Genomic DNA, 16,471 nt, shown 5'->3' with positions numbered 1-16,471 from the left:
TGGGGAGGGGCGACACGCACGGATCGGGCGTCTCACGTTCGCCATCGGCGTACTGCCGGTGAGGGTAAGTGCCTGGCCTGCGGGAACATCGTCTCGGACCATTGGGTTGGAGCATTTGTCGGCGTTCGGGTCAGGAGGCCAGAGACGGGTGTCGGCAGTTGGAATGAGCGGTCCCCGCTTGCGGGACTAAGCTGCGGAAGGACAGGGAGGGGACCGACCCCTTACTGCCTGACCGCTCTGAGGAGCGATTAACGATGTTCGAGAGGTTCACCGACCGCGCGCGGCGGGTTGTCGTCCTGGCTCAGGAAGAAGCCCGGATGCTCAACCACAACTACATCGGCACCGAGCACATCCTCCTGGGCCTTATCCACGAGGGTGAGGGTGTCGCCGCTAAGGCCCTGGAGAGCCTCGGGATTTCGCTCGAGGCGGTCCGCCAGCAGGTGGAGGAGATCATCGGCCAGGGCCAGCAGGCCCCGTCCGGGCACATCCCCTTCACGCCCCGTGCCAAGAAGGTCCTGGAGCTGTCGCTCCGCGAGGCCCTTCAGCTGGGCCACAACTACATCGGCACCGAGCACATCCTGCTCGGCCTGATCCGCGAGGGCGAGGGCGTCGCCGCCCAGGTCCTCGTGAAGCTGGGCGCCGATCTCAACCGGGTGCGGCAGCAGGTCATCCAGCTGCTCTCCGGCTACCAGGGCAAGGAAGCCGCCACCGCCGGTGGCCCTGCCGAGGGCACTCCCTCCACGTCCCTGGTCCTCGACCAGTTCGGCCGGAACCTCACCCAGGCCGCTCGTGAGTCCAAGCTCGACCCGGTCATCGGGCGCGAGAAGGAGATCGAGCGGGTCATGCAGGTGCTGTCCCGCCGGACCAAGAACAACCCGGTCCTCATCGGCGAGCCCGGCGTCGGCAAGACGGCGGTCGTCGAGGGCCTGGCGCAGGCCATCGTCAAGGGCGAGGTGCCCGAGACCCTCAAGGACAAGCACCTCTACACCCTCGACCTGGGCGCGCTCGTCGCCGGCTCCCGCTACCGCGGTGACTTCGAGGAGCGCCTGAAGAAGGTCCTCAAGGAGATCCGCACCCGCGGCGACATCATCCTGTTCATCGACGAGCTCCACACCCTGGTGGGTGCGGGTGCCGCCGAGGGCGCGATCGACGCGGCGTCCATCCTGAAGCCGATGCTGGCCCGTGGTGAGCTGCAGACCATCGGCGCCACCACGCTGGACGAGTACCGCAAGTACCTGGAGAAGGACGCGGCCCTGGAGCGCCGCTTCCAGCCCATCCAGGTCGCGGAGCCGTCGCTGCCGCACACCATCGAGATCCTCAAGGGCCTGCGCGACCGTTACGAGGCGCACCACCGGGTCTCCATCACGGACGAGGCGCTGGTCCAGGCCGCCACCCTGGCCGACCGGTACATCTCGGACCGCTTCCTGCCGGACAAGGCGATCGACCTGATCGACGAGGCCGGCTCCCGGATGCGCATCCGCCGGATGACCGCGCCGCCGGACCTCCGCGAGTTCGACGAGAAGATCGCGGCCGTCCGCCGGGACAAGGAGTCCGCGATCGACTCCCAGGACTTCGAGAAGGCGGCGTCTCTCCGCGACAAGGAGAAGCAGCTGCTGGCGGCGAAGGCCAAGCGGGAGAAGGAGTGGAAGGCCGGCGACATGGACGTCGTCGCGGAGGTCGACGGCGAGCTGATCGCCGAGGTCCTCGCGACCGCCACCGGCATTCCGGTCTTCAAGCTCACGGAGGAGGAGTCCTCCCGCCTGCTGCGCATGGAGGACGAGCTCCACAAGCGCGTCATCGGGCAGAAGGACGCCATCAAGGCCCTGTCGCAGGCGATCCGCCGTACGCGCGCCGGCCTGAAGGACCCCAAGCGCCCGGGTGGCTCGTTCATCTTCGCCGGCCCGTCCGGTGTCGGTAAGACCGAGCTGTCCAAGACGCTCGCCGAATTCCTCTTCGGCGACGAGGACGCGATGATCTCCCTCGACATGTCGGAGTTCAGCGAGAAGCACACGGTTTCCCGCCTCTTCGGTTCCCCGCCCGGATACGTGGGTTACGAAGAGGGCGGCCAGCTCACCGAGAAGGTGCGCCGCAAGCCGTTCTCCGTCGTCCTCTTCGACGAGGTCGAGAAGGCCCACCCCGATATCTTCAATTCCCTTCTCCAGATCCTGGAGGACGGTCGCCTGACCGACTCCCAGGGCCGGGTCGTGGACTTCAAGAACACGGTCATCATCATGACGACCAACCTCGGGACCCGGGACATCTCCAAGGGCTTCAACCTGGGCTTCGCGGCACAGGGCGACGTCAAGACCGGTTACGACCGGATGAAGGCGAAGGTCAACGAAGAGCTGAAGCAGCACTTCCGGCCCGAGTTCCTCAACCGTGTCGACGACACGGTCGTCTTCCACCAGCTCAGCCAGGAAGACATCATCCAGATCGTCGACCTGATGATCGCCAAGGTGGACGAGCGCCTGAAGGACCGCGACATGGGCATCGAGCTCAGCGGTTCCGCCAAGGAGCTCCTGGCCAAGCACGGCTACGACCCCGTGATGGGCGCCCGGCCGCTGCGCCGGACGATCCAGCGCGAGATCGAGGACATCCTGTCGGAGAAGATCCTCTTCGGCGAGCTGCGCCCCGGTCACATCGTGGTCGTGGACACCGAGGGTGAGGGTGAGGAAAAGAAGTTCACCTTCCGCGGCGAGGAGAAGTCCGCTCTGCCGGACGTCCCCCCGATCGAGCAGGCCGCCGGCGGCGCCGGCCCGAACCTCTCGAAGGACGCGTAAGCGGTAACCACCGCTGACGGACCGACGGACAGGGGCTGCCCACTGGGCAGCCCCTGTCCGCGTTCTCAGCAGGGGTTCGGCTTGCGCCAGGAGCATTCGAGGTCGGCGGACGGTTCCGAGGAGCGGATGCGGGACGGCGGTACGGCGGTGATGGCGCCCTTGGCCGTGTCGGACCTGGCAAGGGTCACGACGATGGCGTCCTCGATGCTCTTCACGGACGACGCCAGGTGGTTGTTGAGGACGATGGAGTAGACGAGACGGCGGCCGCCGACGTCCGTGACGTACCCGGAGAGGCCGGAGGCACCGGTCAGGGTGCCCGTCTTGGCACGGGTGTTCAGGGCGGCGGGGAACAGGTTCATCCGGGACAGACCGGAGCCGTCGACCTGGCGGACGGTCGACGTCTGTACGCCCTGCTCCTTCAGGTACGTGCCGATGGCGGCGAGGCCCGCGCTCCACGTGCCGCGGCCGGACGTCTCGTACCCGATGGTCTTGGTGAGGGTCTCGGCGTGCATGTTGTTGGACAGCTTCATGAAGGGACGCATGAGGTCCTTGAGCGGCATGGAGCTGTGCGTGGCCAGGGCCTTGGCGTGGGCGGGGGTCGGTGCCCCGAGGCGGGGCGGCCCGTCGATGCGTACGCCATGGGCGGCGAGGGCGTCGGTGAAGACGGCGGCGGCGTAGCCGGTGGGCTCCCAGACGGTGACCCACTCCTTGGCGGGTGAGCCCTGCAGGGGGATCTCACCGGCGACGGTGATGGTGTTCGTGCCGTGCTCCCGCTCGATGGTGAGGGTGCCGGGGCGGCCGGCGGGGACGGTGGTGGCGCGGTTGTCGACGCGTACGTAGTCGGTGGCGGGGGTCAGGGAGACGCGCGGTTTCGCGCCCGCGCGGCCGGCGGGGGCCGCCTCGACGACGACCGTGCCGGAGTCGTAGTCGGTGTCCGGCGCGACCGTGAGGGGCGAGATCTGCGCCGAGTAGTACGACGACTCGTCGTCGGCGGCCCAGGAACGGCCCAGCCGGTTCGTGTCGAACCTGGTGTCGTCGGCGACCAGCCGGCCGGTCACCCGCCGGATTCCGGAGGCGGCGACCCGGGCGGCCAGCGCGTCGTAGTCCTTGGCGAGGGTGGTGGGGTCGCCCGTCCCGCGCACGTACAGATCGCCGTGCAGGACGCCGCCCTTGGGGCCGGCGGTGGACAGCACCTCCGTACGGAAGCGGTACTCGGGGCCGAGCAGTGCCATGGCGGCGACGGAGGTGGGGATCTTGGTGTTGGAGGCGGGCATCAGGCGGTCGCCGGCGTCACGCTGGTAGAGGGTGTCGCCGGACGAGGCGTCGGCGACGACGACGCTCGCGGCGCCGCCGTCGAGCCGGGGGTCGGCGAGGATCGTGTCGATGGCGCCCTTCAGACCGGTGTCGGAGGGCCCCGCCCCGGCGGGGAGGCTGCTCCCCGCGAGGAGCCCGGCGAGCCCTAAGGCGAGGGCGGTGACGCGCGTCACGTGTCTGCTCATGGGGAGGAGGATGGCGGAGCGGGGGTGGGGTGGGAAGGAGGCGGGGCGAGGTCACATGGTGATGATCTGGATCCCGGGGGAGAGGCGTTCGGTACCGGTGAGTCGCAGGCGGCGGGCGTCGATGCGCTTCAGCCGCGGCAGATCGGCCAGCGGCGAGACATCGAACGGGACTCCCGACTCCGCGACGGCGCTGATCAGGCCGAGGCGCTCCACGGCGGGAAACACGGTCACCAGCCGGTGCAGGGCCGAGTGGTCGGTGAAGAACCCGATGCCGGCATAGCTGACACCGGGAAAGCTCAGAGTGCCGGGGCAGAAGGCCAGTGAACCCACTTCGCACGAGACGCCGGCCAGGAGCGGCAGAGCGGCCAGCTCCCACCAGTCGTCCTCCGACAGACGCCCCGTGCCGGCGACGTAGTCCAGAGTCGGGTAGCGGCGCAGCCCCTTCAGTCCTTCCTCCGCCGGTTCCCGCATGTAGATAAAGCCCAAAGGGGCTTTCGGGGGCAGGCAGGTGAGGCTCCATTCCGCCTCTTGAGCCAGGTCGAGGTGCAGCGTTTCCAGCCGCTCGAGCGGACGGAGGCAGCTGAGGTCAGGACTGGTTCCCTCGCGCTCCAGAGCCAGGTGGGCGGGATCACAGTGCCCGAGGAGCTCGGACAGCAGCGCGTCGGAAAGGTGCTTCCTGAGATCGAGCCGGGTGGGCCGCAGGCCGAGGCGCATCAGCTCGTGGGCCTGCTCGTCCGAGGCGACCGTGAAGTCCAGCCCCTCGGGACCGAGCCGCGCGACGACCTCCTCCGCGTACGCGGCCGTGTCGAAGCGGGACCAGGCCCACATGAGCTGGGCACGCACCGGCAGACTCGCGTGCTCGGCGAATTGCGCCAGGTACGGCAGCGCCGCATCCGACCGGATGTGCGTCGCCGTGGTCACCACCATCCGCGCCTGCTCGTCGTCCAGCCCCTCCGGGCCCGGCAACAGGTCCAGCACCACCGGGCCCACCGTGGCCAGTTCGCGGGCCTCCTGAGGCGTACGGGGCGGGATGACCTCGGCCGTGCGGTCCAGGAGGGCGCGCTGGATGTCCGGGGCGAGCTCCGTGGCGTGTTCGAGGGCGGCCGCGGCGACGAAGAGGACGCGGAGCTGGGCGCGGCGGTCGGTGGCGCGGTCGGCGGCCTTCAGCAGCTCCGTGAAGATCTCGGCGCATTCGCGCGGCCGGGCGTGGGCGACCGCCATGCGGATGACGTCCTCCCACTGGTCGTCGCCCGCGTGGCCGGTCAGGACGCCGACGTGCCAGTCGTCGACGATGGCCTTGGCGGCGAGGTAGTCCTGGAAGGTCCGGTGGACGAAGTCCACGGCGCCCGGGCCCGGTTCGCGGAGCAGGCCGCTGCGCTGGAGCAGGTGCTGGAAGACCGCCTCCGGCCTGCCGATGGCCGCGGCGTCCGGGATGGCCGGGATGGCGTCGAGCACGATGGTCTCGGCGCGGGAGCGGTCCATCTCCGTACGGCCGTTGATCGTGAGCCAGTACGCGAGCCGCTGGATCAGCCGGATCTGCGGGGCCTCGCCCAGGTCGACGCCCGTCGGGTCGCCCATGTCGCGCTCCCGGTCGCGGCGGGCGAGCAGCATGTCGAGGGCGGCGTCGTACAGGCCCTTGCGGCCGCGCGGGAGGAAGCCGCGGCGGTCGCGGTGCAGGGCGCAGAGCAGGCCGCACATCAGGGGGTTGGTGGCGAGGCGGGCGAGGTCCTGCTTGGTGCGGAGGGCGTCGAGGAGCGGCTGCTCGTACGAGGCGGCGTCCGGGCCCGCCGCTGCGTGCCAGCGGCGTACGAACGCGATCACCCCCGTGCGGCTCATCGGGGACAGCGTGAGCTCGGTGAAGCCCTCCGGGGCCAGCCAGTCGTCGCGTACGGCGGAGGGGCGGGAGGTGACGAGCCAGCGGTTGCCGCTGTCGTACGCCGCCAGTAGGTCACGCAGCCAGCGGCGGGTCCGGTCACGCTCCGGCTCGGGGATCTCGTCGATCCCGTCGACCAGGACGAGGCCGCGCCCGGACGTCAGTACGCGGTCGGCCCATCCGTCGGGCGGGGTGAGGGGGCATCCGACGGCCGACAGGAAACGGTCAGGTGCGGGGAGCCGTTCCCCGTGGCGGGTGAGGGTGCGTAGCGGGAGGACGAAGGGGACGCGGTCGCCGAGGTACGCCATACGTTCGTCGGGAGCACTCCGGGACGCGGACACGGCCAGCCACTGGACCAGCGTGGTCTTGCCCGAGCCGGCGACCCCGCGCAGCAGGACGCGGGCTTGCTGCGCCAGGGCCTGGTCGGCGGGGCGGGGGCCCTGGGCGGCGCGGTGGGCGAGGAGGGTGTTGACCGTTTCGCGGACGGACGTGAGGTCGGCTTGCGGCGGTGTCTCCGGCGCGCTCGCCTCCAGCGACAGGTACGCCACGTCCAGCGGCCAGGCGTCCGGCGAGTTGTGCAGGTCGATGCCGTAGATCGTCAGGCTGCCGTGCTTCTTCGCGACGTACGCGCGGTAGCGGTGCTCGAAGGCCGCGTCCTGCGCGAAGGGCCGGGGCGTACGGGCGATGAGGGCGTCCACCTTGGCGATCAGCTCCGCCTGCGTGCGGCTCTGCTCCACCAGGGTGCGGGCGACGAAGGTCGAGCGCTGGGTGAAGAAGTGCAGGACGTGCAGGCAGGCCCACTCGGTGATCGACTCCAGGAAGAGTGCCGCGTCGGTCGACAGCCCGGCGGGCGCCGGGGCGGCGCCGCGCAGGCGGCCCGCCAGCTCGCGGTGGCCGAGCCGGACGGCTTGGACGTCGTTCATGTCGAGGTCGCCGAGGGCGAGCAGGGTGCGGGCGAGGGCGTCCGCGACGGCTTGGGCCTCGTCGGGCGGGAACGGCGGCTCGCCGGGGACGGTGAGCGCGTCGGCGACGAGCCGTCCGGCGAGCTTGCGTACGTCCCGCTCGGTGAGCGTGCGCTGCTCGCCACGGAAGGAGACCAGCCGGGAGAGGCGGATGCGCTGCCCGGTCAGCCCGGCGCCGGGGCCTTCCTGGACGAAGAGCTTCTTGATCAGGGGTGTGATCGCGCTCGACGCGAGGCGAATGAGTGCTGGATCCATGTGCGTCCCCCCGGAGCCACGGCGTGTCAGCCGACGCGTCGAGAGTAGCCGGGGTTCCGGGTCCTTGGTCCCAGAAGGGGAGGGCTTCCGGCCCGGTGGCCGTGACAAGGCGCACAGGCGTTTTGGGCGGTACTAGGTGGAATAGTGCGTCCGGGCGGGTAGGAGGTGCCGTTTCGGGGCCGTGCGCGGTGGCCCGGCGGGCGGGTGGCGGGTGAGGCGGCGGTGAGCAGGACGGAAAGCGCCAGGTGGCGGGGGGCGCCATAGGGATAAACCTTGCTTTCTAAGGACATTTCGGGCTCTTCCCCTGTCTTGGGGCGGCGCGTCAAGAGCCCACGTCACACCGGGGCATCTACGACCAGATGTCGTAGATGGGCGGTTTGAGGTGGGATGGGTGGGCGGGTTACCAAGGATGAGCCCAACCGCCCGGCGCGCCCTTCGCGTCGGGTCCGTTCTTGTCCGGAGGACTTCCCCGTATGTCGAAGCGCGTCAAGCATCCCGCCCGTAACGCCGCCGTCGCCCTCGCCGCCGCCGGCATGGGAGCGTCGATGGTGTTCGGAGGCGGTGCCGCCGTCGCCGCCGACAGCAAGACCGCCCCCCTCTCGGGCCCCGCCGCCGCCGTCGCCGCGCAGGCCGAGGCCCAGGCGGCGCAGGCCAAGGCCGCCGCCGCGAAGAAGGCGGCCGCCGTCAAGCAGGCCGCCAAGGCCGCCGCCGCCAAGAAGGCCGCCGCGAAGAAGGCCGCCGCGGCCAACGCCGCCAAGAAGGCCGCCCTCGCCAAGAAGGCCGCCGCCAAGAAGGCCACGTCCTGGGTCAAGCCGGTCACCGGCGGCTACACCCTGACCGCCTCCTTCAACCAGGGCGGCTCCATGTGGTCCCACAAGCACTCCGGCCAGGACTTCGCCGTCCCGGTCGGCACCGTGGTCAAGGCCGCCCACTCCGGTGTCGTCGTGAAGGCCGGCCCGAACGGTGGCGGCGACGGCCCGGCGTACGGCAACGCCATCGTGGTCAAGCACGCCAACGGCACGTACTCCCAGTACGCGCACCTGTCGAAGATCAACGTCCACATCGGCGAGACCGTGAAGACCGGCGAGACCATCGCGCGGTCCGGCAACACCGGAAACTCCTCCGGCCCGCACCTGCACTTCGAGATCCGTACGACCCCGAACTACGGCTCCGCGCTCAACCCGGCCAAGTTCCTGCGCTCCGAGGGCGTCATCATCTGACGCTCAGCCCTGTGACCGACGGCGACTTCGAGGACGGCATCACGCCGCTCCCCGGGGTCGCCGTCGTCGTCCGGCACGCCCGGCCGTCAGGGCGTGCCGGGGAACTGGAGTATCGGGAAACTGCCCGTCGACGTCGGGGCGTGTTCCGGGAGCCACAGCACCGCGATCGCGCCCCCCGCCCCCGGGGCGGTGCCCGAGGGGGCCGCGTTGCGGAAGGTCAGCCGGGCGCCCAGGACCCGGGCCTGGCCCGCCGCGATCGTCAGGCCCAGGCCGTGACCGTGCCCGGCCCGGTCGCTGGCGCCCGTACGGAAACGGCTCGGGCCCTCCCGCAGCAGCGCCTCCGGGAAACCCGGCCCGTGGTCGCGGACCCGCACCACCCGGCCCTCGACCGTGACCTCCACCGGCCCCCTGCCGTGCTTGGCGGCGTTGGCCAGCAGGTTGCCCAGGATCCGCTCCAGCCGGCGCGGATCGGTGTTCACCCACGACTCGTGCACCACCCGCACCACCGCGTCCGGGTACAGCGCCACCACCCGGCGCTCGACGAACTCCCCGAGCGCGATCTCCTGAAGCTCGGCCCGCTCCGAGGCACTGTCCAGCCGGGCCACCTCCAGCACGTCCTCGACCAGCGTGCGCATCGCCTGCGCCCGGTCCCGCACCAGTTCGGTCGGCCGCCCGGGCGGCAGCAGCTCGGCGGCCGTGAGCAGCCCCGTCACCGGCGTACGCAACTCGTGCGCGATGTCCGCGGTGACCCGCCGCTCCGCCTCGATCCGCTCGTTCAGCGCGTCCGTCAGGGCGTCCACCGCCCGCGCGAGCTCGTCCGTCTCATCGCGTACGACACCGCCGATGGCGTCCCGGACCCGCACCTCCGTATTGCCCTGGGCGACCTTCCCGGCCGCCGTGGCCGCCTTGCGCAGCCGGCGCGAGAGCTGGCCGCCGATCAGCACGCCCAGCGCGCAGCCGCCGAAGACCACCGACACCGAGCCGACGATCAGCGCCTCGTCCAGGTCCTTCATGATCGTCGTGCTGCGGCTGGCGAACGGGCTGTGCAGCGACAGCACGTCCCCGTTGCCCAGCGGCACGGCGGCCCACACGTCCGGCGGGCCGTCCTCGTGCTCCTGCACGTACGTCCCGCGCCGCTTCTTTCCTATGAGCTCGTCCAGCTCCGGCGGCAGCGCCGGGTCGTTGAGCTTCGCCCCGAACTTGGGGTCGGTCTTCGGCTTCGCCGACTCGTACATCCGCTGGGCGAACATCAGCCGCTCCATCTGTACGTCACGCGCGTTGCCGAGCATCGAGACGCGGGCGGCGTTGTGCACGACGAGGCTGAGCGCGACCGCGACCAGGGCGCCCACGGCGGCGATGGCGATCGAGATCTTCCATCTGACGCCCGTGCGCAGGACCGGCGGCTTCATGCCTTGAGCTTGTAGCCGAAGCCGCGGACCGTCTCGATCCGGTCCTGGCCGATCTTGGTGCGCAGCCGCTGTACGTGGACGTCCACGACGCGCGTGTCGCCGCCCCAGCCGTAGTCCCAGACCCGCTCCAGCAGCTTGTCGCGCGACAGGACGGTGCCCGGCGCGGAGGAGAATTCCAGCAGCAGCCGCATCTCCGTCGGGGTCAGCGCCACCGGGGCGCCGCCCCTGCGGACCTCCATGCCGTCGGTGTCGACCTCCAGGTCGCCGAAGACCAGCACGCCGCCCTGGTCCTGCCCGGCCCGGTCCGCGTCACCGCCGCCCGCCCCGCCCGCCGGCCCGCCCGCGTGGCCGAAGCGGCGCAGCACGGCGCGGATCCGGGCGACCAGCACCGCGCCGTCGAACGGCTTGGTGACGTAGTCGTCGGCGCCGGCCTCCAGGCCCAGCACCACGTCGATCGAGTCGGCGCGGGCCGACAGCATGATCACCGGCACGGTCGACTCGTCGCGGATGCGCCGGCACAGGCTCACGCCGTCCATGCCCGGCAGCATCACGTCCAGCAGCGCGATGTCCGGCTGCCGCCGCCGGAAGGACTCCAGACCGGACAGCCCGTCCGGCATCGCGGTCACCGCGAAGCCGTCCCGCTCCAGGGCGAGCTGCGTGGCCTCACGGATGACGTCGTCGTCCTCCACGAACAGGACATGGGTCTCGGCCATCGCCGTCTTCTCTCCGTGCTCCGTCAGTTCTTGGGCGCCGGGGTCGGCTCGGCGTCGGGGCCGTCGATGCCGCCGTCCCCGACCGTCTTGCTGTACTCGTTGTGCACCCGGTCGTGCTCGGTGAACTTGTTGCCCGTCCACCGGTAGGTGACCACGTCCTCGCCGGAGGGGTACGACACCGGGTCGTCCTCCGCGTACACCTGCTTGGTGACGACCAGGTCGCCGCGGTCGATCGCCGAATAGACGGCAGGCTCCTCCAGGGAGAAGACATTCTCGTACGCGGTGCCCTTGGCGTCGTCCTTGGCGCCGCCCAGACGGTACACATACGTCCCGACGCCCACGGCGTCACCGCACGTCAGCACGTTCACCACGACATCCGGCGTACCGGAGTCGGTGAGGTTCCCGTACGAGGTGTCCACCGGGTAGGCGTCCGCCACGCACGGCTTGAGGTCGTCCTTGACCTGGTCGCTGACCTTCGGATCGTTCATGATCAGCCGGACCGCGTTCACCTTCTTCACCGGCGACGACGCCGCCGACGTGGGAGCCGGCGCGGTCGACGGCGTGCCCTGGTCGGTCCTGGCCGCGCCCTCGTCGCGCGTCCCCGTGCCGCCGGTGGAGCAACCGGCGGTGAGCAGGCCGAGGGCGGCGGCCACGGCCATCGCCGTGGTACCCGCCGCCCGGAACCCGCCGGTACCGCTCCGGCTCCCGTTGTCTCTGGCGCTCAGGCCGCGCACCGCTCCCGCCCCCGCTCGTCACTGCGTTCCGTACGCTCCAGGGCACGGGCGCCGACGTCCCGGCTCTCCAGCTCCTGGCGGAGGCGGGCGAGCGCCCGGTGAAGCGTGGACTTCACCGTACCGGTCGACATGCCCAGCGCGGCGGCCGTCTCCTCGGTGCTCATCTGCTCCCAGTGCCGCAGCACGACGACGCTGCGCTGCTTGGGCGCCAGCACCTTCAGGATGTCCATCAGCAGGGCCCGGTCGGCGTGCTGCTCGGTGGCGTCGTCGACCGACGCGTCCGGCAGCTGCTCGGTGGGCACCTCCTCCAGCTTGCGGGCGCGCCACCACTCCGTACGCGTATTGATCATCACGCGGCGGAGGTACGCGTCGGCGAGGGCCTTGTCCGCTATGCCGTCCCAGCGGCCGTACGTCCGGGCCAGCGCCGTCTGCAGCAGGTCCTGCGCGTCGACCGGGTCGGGGACGAGACGCCGGGCGCTGCGCAGCAGAGCGTCCTGCCGTGTGCGTACGTACTCCTCGAATTCGAGCACTTCGCCGTGCGACATCCCGAACCGCCTCCGATCCCCGTGAAACCCCGTGTGGTGCTTACGTCGGGAGACGCTACGGAGCGGTTGTCACGGGGTTGTCCGCGCAGACCGTCGGCGGACGCACGGCTGGCCATCGGTTGTGTAACAGCGATGGTGTTACACAGCCGGGGACGGACCCCGGCTCCGTACGCCTCACCCCGCCGGGAGCCGGTACCGGCCGCCGTCCAGGGGCTCGACCAGGCCGTCCGCGACCAGGCCGTCCAGAGCGCGGGCGCGCTGCACCGGGTCGTGCCAGACCGCGTCCAGCGCGGCCTGCTCCACCGGGGTCACCGCCTCGCGCAGCACCGCGAGCAGCCGGCCGCGCACCTGGCGGTCCGTACCCGCGTACGTCTGGCCGCGCCGGGCCGGGCCGTCGTGGGCCGGCTTGCCCGCCAGCCGCCAGGCGCACTGCCGGGCGACCGGGCAGCGGGCGCAGTCCTCGTTCCTGGCCGTGCACACCAGGGCGCCCAGCTCCATGGAGGCCGCCGCCCAGCGGGCCGCCGTCCGCTCGTCGTCCGGCAGCAGCGCGCGCGCCAGCTTCCGCTCGGCGGCGGTGGTGGCGTTCGGCGGGTACTGCACGCCCGTCACCGACCGGGCGAACACCCGCCGCACGTTGGTGTCCAGCACGGCATGACGCTGCCCGTACGCGAACGACGCCACCGCCGCGGCCGTGTACTCGCCGATGCCCGGCAGCGCGAGCAGCTGCGCGTGATCGCTCGGTACGTCACCGCCGTGCCGTTCCGTTATCGCGACCGCCGCGCCGTGCAGCCGCAGCGCCCGGCGCGGATAGCCGAGCCGGCCCCAGGCGCGTACGGCCTCACCGGGGGCCTCGGCGGCCAGGTCGGCGGGGCGGGGCCAGCGGGCCAGCCACTGCTCGTACACCGGGAGCACCCGGCTGACCGGGGTCTGCTGGAGCATGAACTCGCTGACCATCACCCCCCAGGCGCCGGCCTCGGGGCGGCGCCAGGGGAGGTCGCGGGCGTTCTGCTCGAACCAGGCGAGCACGGGCGCGTGCAGGCCGAGGGCGTCGGGCCCGGACCCGGGCGTGGTTTCGGGCCTGGCTTCGGGGGTGGAGGGGATCGCAGTCATGACACCCCCGATCCTGGCACGTTCCTCAGGAACGGCGGTGCATCGGCTCCCGGCGCCGCCGGGACACGGCGCGGTCCGGAGCCGTCGTGGGGACGGCGGGCCCGGCCCCGGCCAGCCACGTGGCGGTGGCCGACCGGCTCATCCGCATCGTGTCGGTCAGCGCCCGGGTAGGCCCGGTCAGCAGCGTGACGAACAGCACCGTGGCCAGGGCGCCCAGCACCAGTCCGGCCGCCACGTCGTGCGGGTAGTGCACGCCGACGAAGACCCGCGAGAAGGCCATGAGGAGCGCCATCGGCACGGTCAGCCAGGCGATCCCGCGCCACGCCAGGGCGAGGGCGACGGCGGCGGCACCGGCGATGGCCGAGTGGTTGCTCGGGAAGGACCAGTCGCCGTACGGCGGGCACTCCACGATCGAGGCGGCTGCCCCGGCCACCGCGCGGCACGGGCGCTCCTCGTCCACCACCGACTTCAGCAGCTCGCTGACCACGTACCCGAACGCGGTGCCCAGCGGCGCGAGGACGGCGAGCGCCATGGCCCGGGAATCGGCGGGGCGCGCCCGCCACCAGCCGGCGATGAACAGCACGCCGAACAGCAGCAGGCCGGCCTCCGTCCACAGCTCGGCGAGCAGCCGCAGCCAGCCCGGGCTGTCGTGCGCGAGGTCGGTGATGTCGAGGTAGAGGTCCTGGCTCATGGCTACGGACGGTACCTGGCGTCCGGAACGCTTCCGACCGCCAGCCGGAGCGTTCGAGTGTGATCATCGGCAAAACTTGGTGCACGGGCGGCGGGTGGGGCGGGAGTTGGCGCAGATCTCTCGTACAGTTTGCGCCGTGGGATCTCTGCGCAATCCGGTCGGGCCGCTTCCCTCCTCCATCTACTGGCGACGGAGGGCAGTCGCGGCGAGTCTGGTCGCGCTGCTCGCGCTGCTGATCGTATGGTTCGTCAGTTCCGGTGACGACGACGGGAAGAAGGGCAGCGGCAGCTCCAACGGGGCCGCTCCCGCGACCTCCATCACCCCGGGCCCGTCCCGGCCGGGGACGGCGATCAGCGAACAGCCGGGCGGACGCGACGAGTCCGGGCCCGGGGCGGGCGACGGCGGCGCGGAAGGTGGCGCGGACGGCGGGAAGAACGGCGACACGGCGTCGCCGGGCGGCGCGGACGGTGACGGTACGGGACCGGAATCCGGCGGCACGGGCGGCGACACCGGCGCGGGTACCTCTAGCGGCACCGGCTCCGGCGGCGCCGGCACCGGCCTTCAGGTCCCGGCGAACTCCCCGCTCCCCAACTGCGCTCCCGGCTCACTGAAGTTGACGCTGCGCAGCGTCAAGGTGAGCTACGCGCCCGGCGAGAAGCCCCGCTTCCAGCTGGTCGCCCGCAACACGTCCGCCACCACCTGCAAGGCCGACCTCGGGCCGAAGACCGCCGTGCTCACCATCAAGGACGCCGAGGCCGACCAGGTCTGGTCGTCGAAGGACTGCCCGCGCGGATCCGGCAGCCTGTGGCTGCGCGTCCCGGCGGGCGGGAGCGTCACGCACACCGTCGAGTGGGACCGCAGCCAGAGCGCGCCGCGCTGCGCGACGCCGCCCGCGGCGGCCGCCGGGCCGGGCACCTACCTGCTCGAGGCGACGGTGCCGGGCGTGAAGGTGATGCCGGCGTCGTTCACGCTGTCCAAGGACTGAGGGCCGGCCCGGCTAGACGTACCGCTCCAGGATCGACGACTCGGCGAGCCGCGACAGTCCCTCGCGCACGCTGCGGGCGCGCGCCTCGCCGACCCCGTCGACGGTCTGGAGGTCGTCGACGCTCGCGGCGAGCAGCTTCTGCAGGCCGCCGAAGTGCTCCACGAGCCGCTCGATGATGGCGCCGGGCAGCCGCGGCACCTTGGCCAGCAGCCGGTAGCCGCGCGGCGAGACCGCCGAGTCGAGGGCCTCCGGCGAACCGGTGTAGCCCAGGGCGCGGGCCACGATGGGCAGCTCCAGCAGCTCGGCGTGGCTGAGGGCGTCCAGCTCGGTGAGCGCCTCGGCGACCGTGCGGGACCGCTTGGCGGTGGGCTCCGGTACGTAGTCGCGGACCACCAGCTCCCGCTCCGGCTCGACGCCCGCGATCAGCTCGTCGAGCTGGAGGGCGAGCAGCCGACCGTCGGTGCCCAGCTCGACGACGTACTCGGCGATCTCGGTGGCGATCCGGCGCACCATCTCCAGGCGCTGGGCGACGGCGGTGACGTCCCGGACGGTCACCAGGTCCTCGATCTCCAGCGCGGAGAGCGTGCCGGCCACCTCGTCGAGGCGGAGCTTGTACCGCTCCAGGGTGGCGAGGGCCTGGTTGGCGCGGGAGAGGATCGCGGCCGACTCCTCCAGGACACGGCGCTCACCGTCCACGTACAGGGCGATCAGCCGCATCGACTGCGACACGGAGACGACGGGGAAACCGCACTGCTTGCTGACCCGGTCCGCGGTGCGGTGGCGGGTGCCGGTCTCCTCGGTGGGGATGGACGCGTCCGGGACGAGCTGGACGCCGGCCCGGAGGATCTTGGTGATGTCCTTGTCGAGGATGAGCGCGCCGTCCAGCTTGCACAGCTCGCGCAGCCGGGTCGCGGTGAACTCCACGTCCAGCACGAACCCGCCGGTGCACATCGACTCGACCGTCTTGTCCATGCCGAGGACGATGAGCCCACCGGTGTTCCCGCGGAGGATGCGCTCCAGACCGTCGCGCAGGGACGTACCCGGCGCGACCGCACTCAGGGAAGCGCGCATCAGCGCTTCATTGCCGGAGCCCGCGCCGGACTTTCCGGGAGCTGCTGCCCCGTCCTTGGCTGCCACTGCACTCCTCCGGCTCGTACGGATGGGCGAGACCTGGGCAAAGTCTAGCGACCCCGCACCGACCACCTACCGGTTGTGGGCGTCGTCCCGCTTGCGGGTCCCGTTGTGGGCAGTCGTTCCGCCCAGGCCCCGCCCCGTCCGTTGTGGGCAATCGTCCCGCTGGGCGGGACGGGTGGGCACAACGGAACGGGGCGGTGCCCTTGCGGCGGCTCCACCCGGGGCGGTGCCGTTCCCGGTGCCCGGCCGGAACGGCGGGCGCCCCCGGTGCGTGGGGGCCTGGCCCCTCCGGGCTCGTCTCTCCCCCAGAAGGGGGGCACCCCCACGAGGCCGGCGGCCTTGGGTACGACGGATCGGGAGCCGTTACGGCGCCGCCAACCTCTGCGGGGACGACCCTGCACGGCCCCGCCCCGGTCGTACGCCGACCGCGGCCCGGTGAGGGCTTTTCCCGGGCGTAAGGGGCCGTGCAGGGCCGCCCCCGCTGGGGTGTGCGTGGGCACCCGCCGACCGCCAGGAGGTGGGCCCGGAGGGGCCCCCGACCGGGCCCACCGGCCGCGACCG

The 16,471-nt window shown here is 71.8% G+C and carries 12 protein-coding genes; 3 read left to right on the top strand and 9 right to left on the bottom strand.

Features of this window, described 5'->3' with window-relative positions:
• Nucleotides 1-254 precede the first annotated feature (254 nt).
• Nucleotides 255-2,780, top strand: coding sequence for an ATP-dependent Clp protease ATP-binding subunit (locus BKD26_RS13225; RefSeq protein ID WP_084898041.1), 2,526 nt, complete (start codon nt 255-257; stop codon nt 2,778-2,780).
• 65 nt (nt 2,781-2,845) lie between these two features.
• Here the strand turns inward: BKD26_RS13225 and dacB are convergent, their stop codons facing one another.
• The gene (dacB, locus tag BKD26_RS13220) at nt 2,846-4,279 is read right to left on the bottom strand and encodes a D-alanyl-D-alanine carboxypeptidase/D-alanyl-D-alanine-endopeptidase (RefSeq protein WP_084898040.1); all 1,434 of its coding nucleotides are present in this window, start codon (nt 4,277-4,279) and stop codon (nt 2,846-2,848) included.
• Nucleotides 4,280-4,330: 51 nt separating this feature from the next.
• Nucleotides 4,331-7,369: an NACHT domain-containing protein gene (locus tag BKD26_RS13215; RefSeq protein WP_084898039.1), complete on the bottom strand. Its 3,039-nt coding sequence runs from the start codon at nt 7,367-7,369 to the stop codon at nt 4,331-4,333.
• Between the two features lie 473 nt (nt 7,370-7,842).
• Here BKD26_RS13215 and BKD26_RS13210 point away from each other — a divergent pair, with 473 nt between their 5' ends.
• The gene (locus tag BKD26_RS13210) at nt 7,843-8,589 is read left to right on the top strand and encodes a M23 family metallopeptidase (protein ID WP_084898038.1); all 747 of its coding nucleotides are present in this window, start codon (nt 7,843-7,845) and stop codon (nt 8,587-8,589) included.
• An 86-nt stretch (nt 8,590-8,675) separates the two neighbouring features.
• Here the strand turns inward: BKD26_RS13210 and cseC are convergent, their stop codons facing one another.
• From cseC to BKD26_RS13180, 6 genes are all read right to left on the bottom strand, one after another.
• On the bottom strand, nt 8,676-9,998 hold the full coding sequence (gene cseC, locus BKD26_RS13205) for a two-component system sensor histidine kinase CseC (RefSeq protein ID WP_084898037.1): 1,323 nt from the start codon (nt 9,996-9,998) through the stop codon (nt 8,676-8,678).
• Entirely contained in the window at nt 9,995-10,711 is a 717-nt protein-coding gene (gene cseB / locus BKD26_RS13200; RefSeq protein WP_073757011.1) for a two-component system response regulator CseB, read from the bottom strand. Before cseB ends, cseC begins: the two co-directional genes overlap by 4 nt.
• Nucleotides 10,712-10,734: 23 nt before the next feature.
• Nucleotides 10,735-11,370: a hypothetical protein gene (locus BKD26_RS13195; RefSeq protein ID WP_084898471.1), complete on the bottom strand. Its 636-nt coding sequence runs from the start codon at nt 11,368-11,370 to the stop codon at nt 10,735-10,737.
• A 62-nt stretch (nt 11,371-11,432) separates the two neighbouring features.
• Nucleotides 11,433-11,990, bottom strand: a complete 558-nt coding sequence (locus BKD26_RS13190; RefSeq protein WP_084898036.1) for a SigE family RNA polymerase sigma factor — start codon at nt 11,988-11,990, stop codon at nt 11,433-11,435.
• 174 nt (nt 11,991-12,164) lie between these two features.
• Nucleotides 12,165-13,100 carry an A/G-specific adenine glycosylase gene (locus tag BKD26_RS13185; RefSeq protein ID WP_084898035.1) on the bottom strand — a complete coding sequence of 312 codons (936 nt, stop codon included), beginning with the start codon at nt 13,098-13,100 and terminating at the stop codon, nt 12,165-12,167.
• A gap of 25 nt (nt 13,101-13,125) precedes the next feature.
• Nucleotides 13,126-13,791 (bottom strand): phosphatase PAP2 family protein, encoded by a 666-nt coding sequence (locus BKD26_RS13180; protein ID WP_084898034.1) that lies wholly within the window; start codon nt 13,789-13,791, stop codon nt 13,126-13,128.
• A 136-nt stretch (nt 13,792-13,927) separates the two neighbouring features.
• Between BKD26_RS13180 and BKD26_RS13175 the strand changes: the two genes are divergently transcribed.
• Nucleotides 13,928-14,776: a hypothetical protein gene (locus tag BKD26_RS13175; protein ID WP_084898033.1), complete on the top strand. Its 849-nt coding sequence runs from the start codon at nt 13,928-13,930 to the stop codon at nt 14,774-14,776.
• A gap of 12 nt (nt 14,777-14,788) precedes the next feature.
• Here BKD26_RS13175 and disA read toward each other — a convergent pair whose 3' ends face one another.
• Entirely contained in the window at nt 14,789-15,913 is a 1,125-nt protein-coding gene (gene disA, locus BKD26_RS13170) for a DNA integrity scanning diadenylate cyclase DisA (RefSeq protein ID WP_073757015.1), read from the bottom strand.
• Nucleotides 15,914-16,471: the final 558 nt, after the last annotated feature.

The sequence above is a fragment of the Streptomyces sp. CB03238 genome, assembly GCF_002099185.1.
GTDB lineage: Bacteria > Actinomycetota > Actinomycetes > Streptomycetales > Streptomycetaceae > Streptomyces.
Note: the sequence above shows the minus strand (reverse complement) of the source record. Positions and strands in the feature narration are given on the sequence as shown.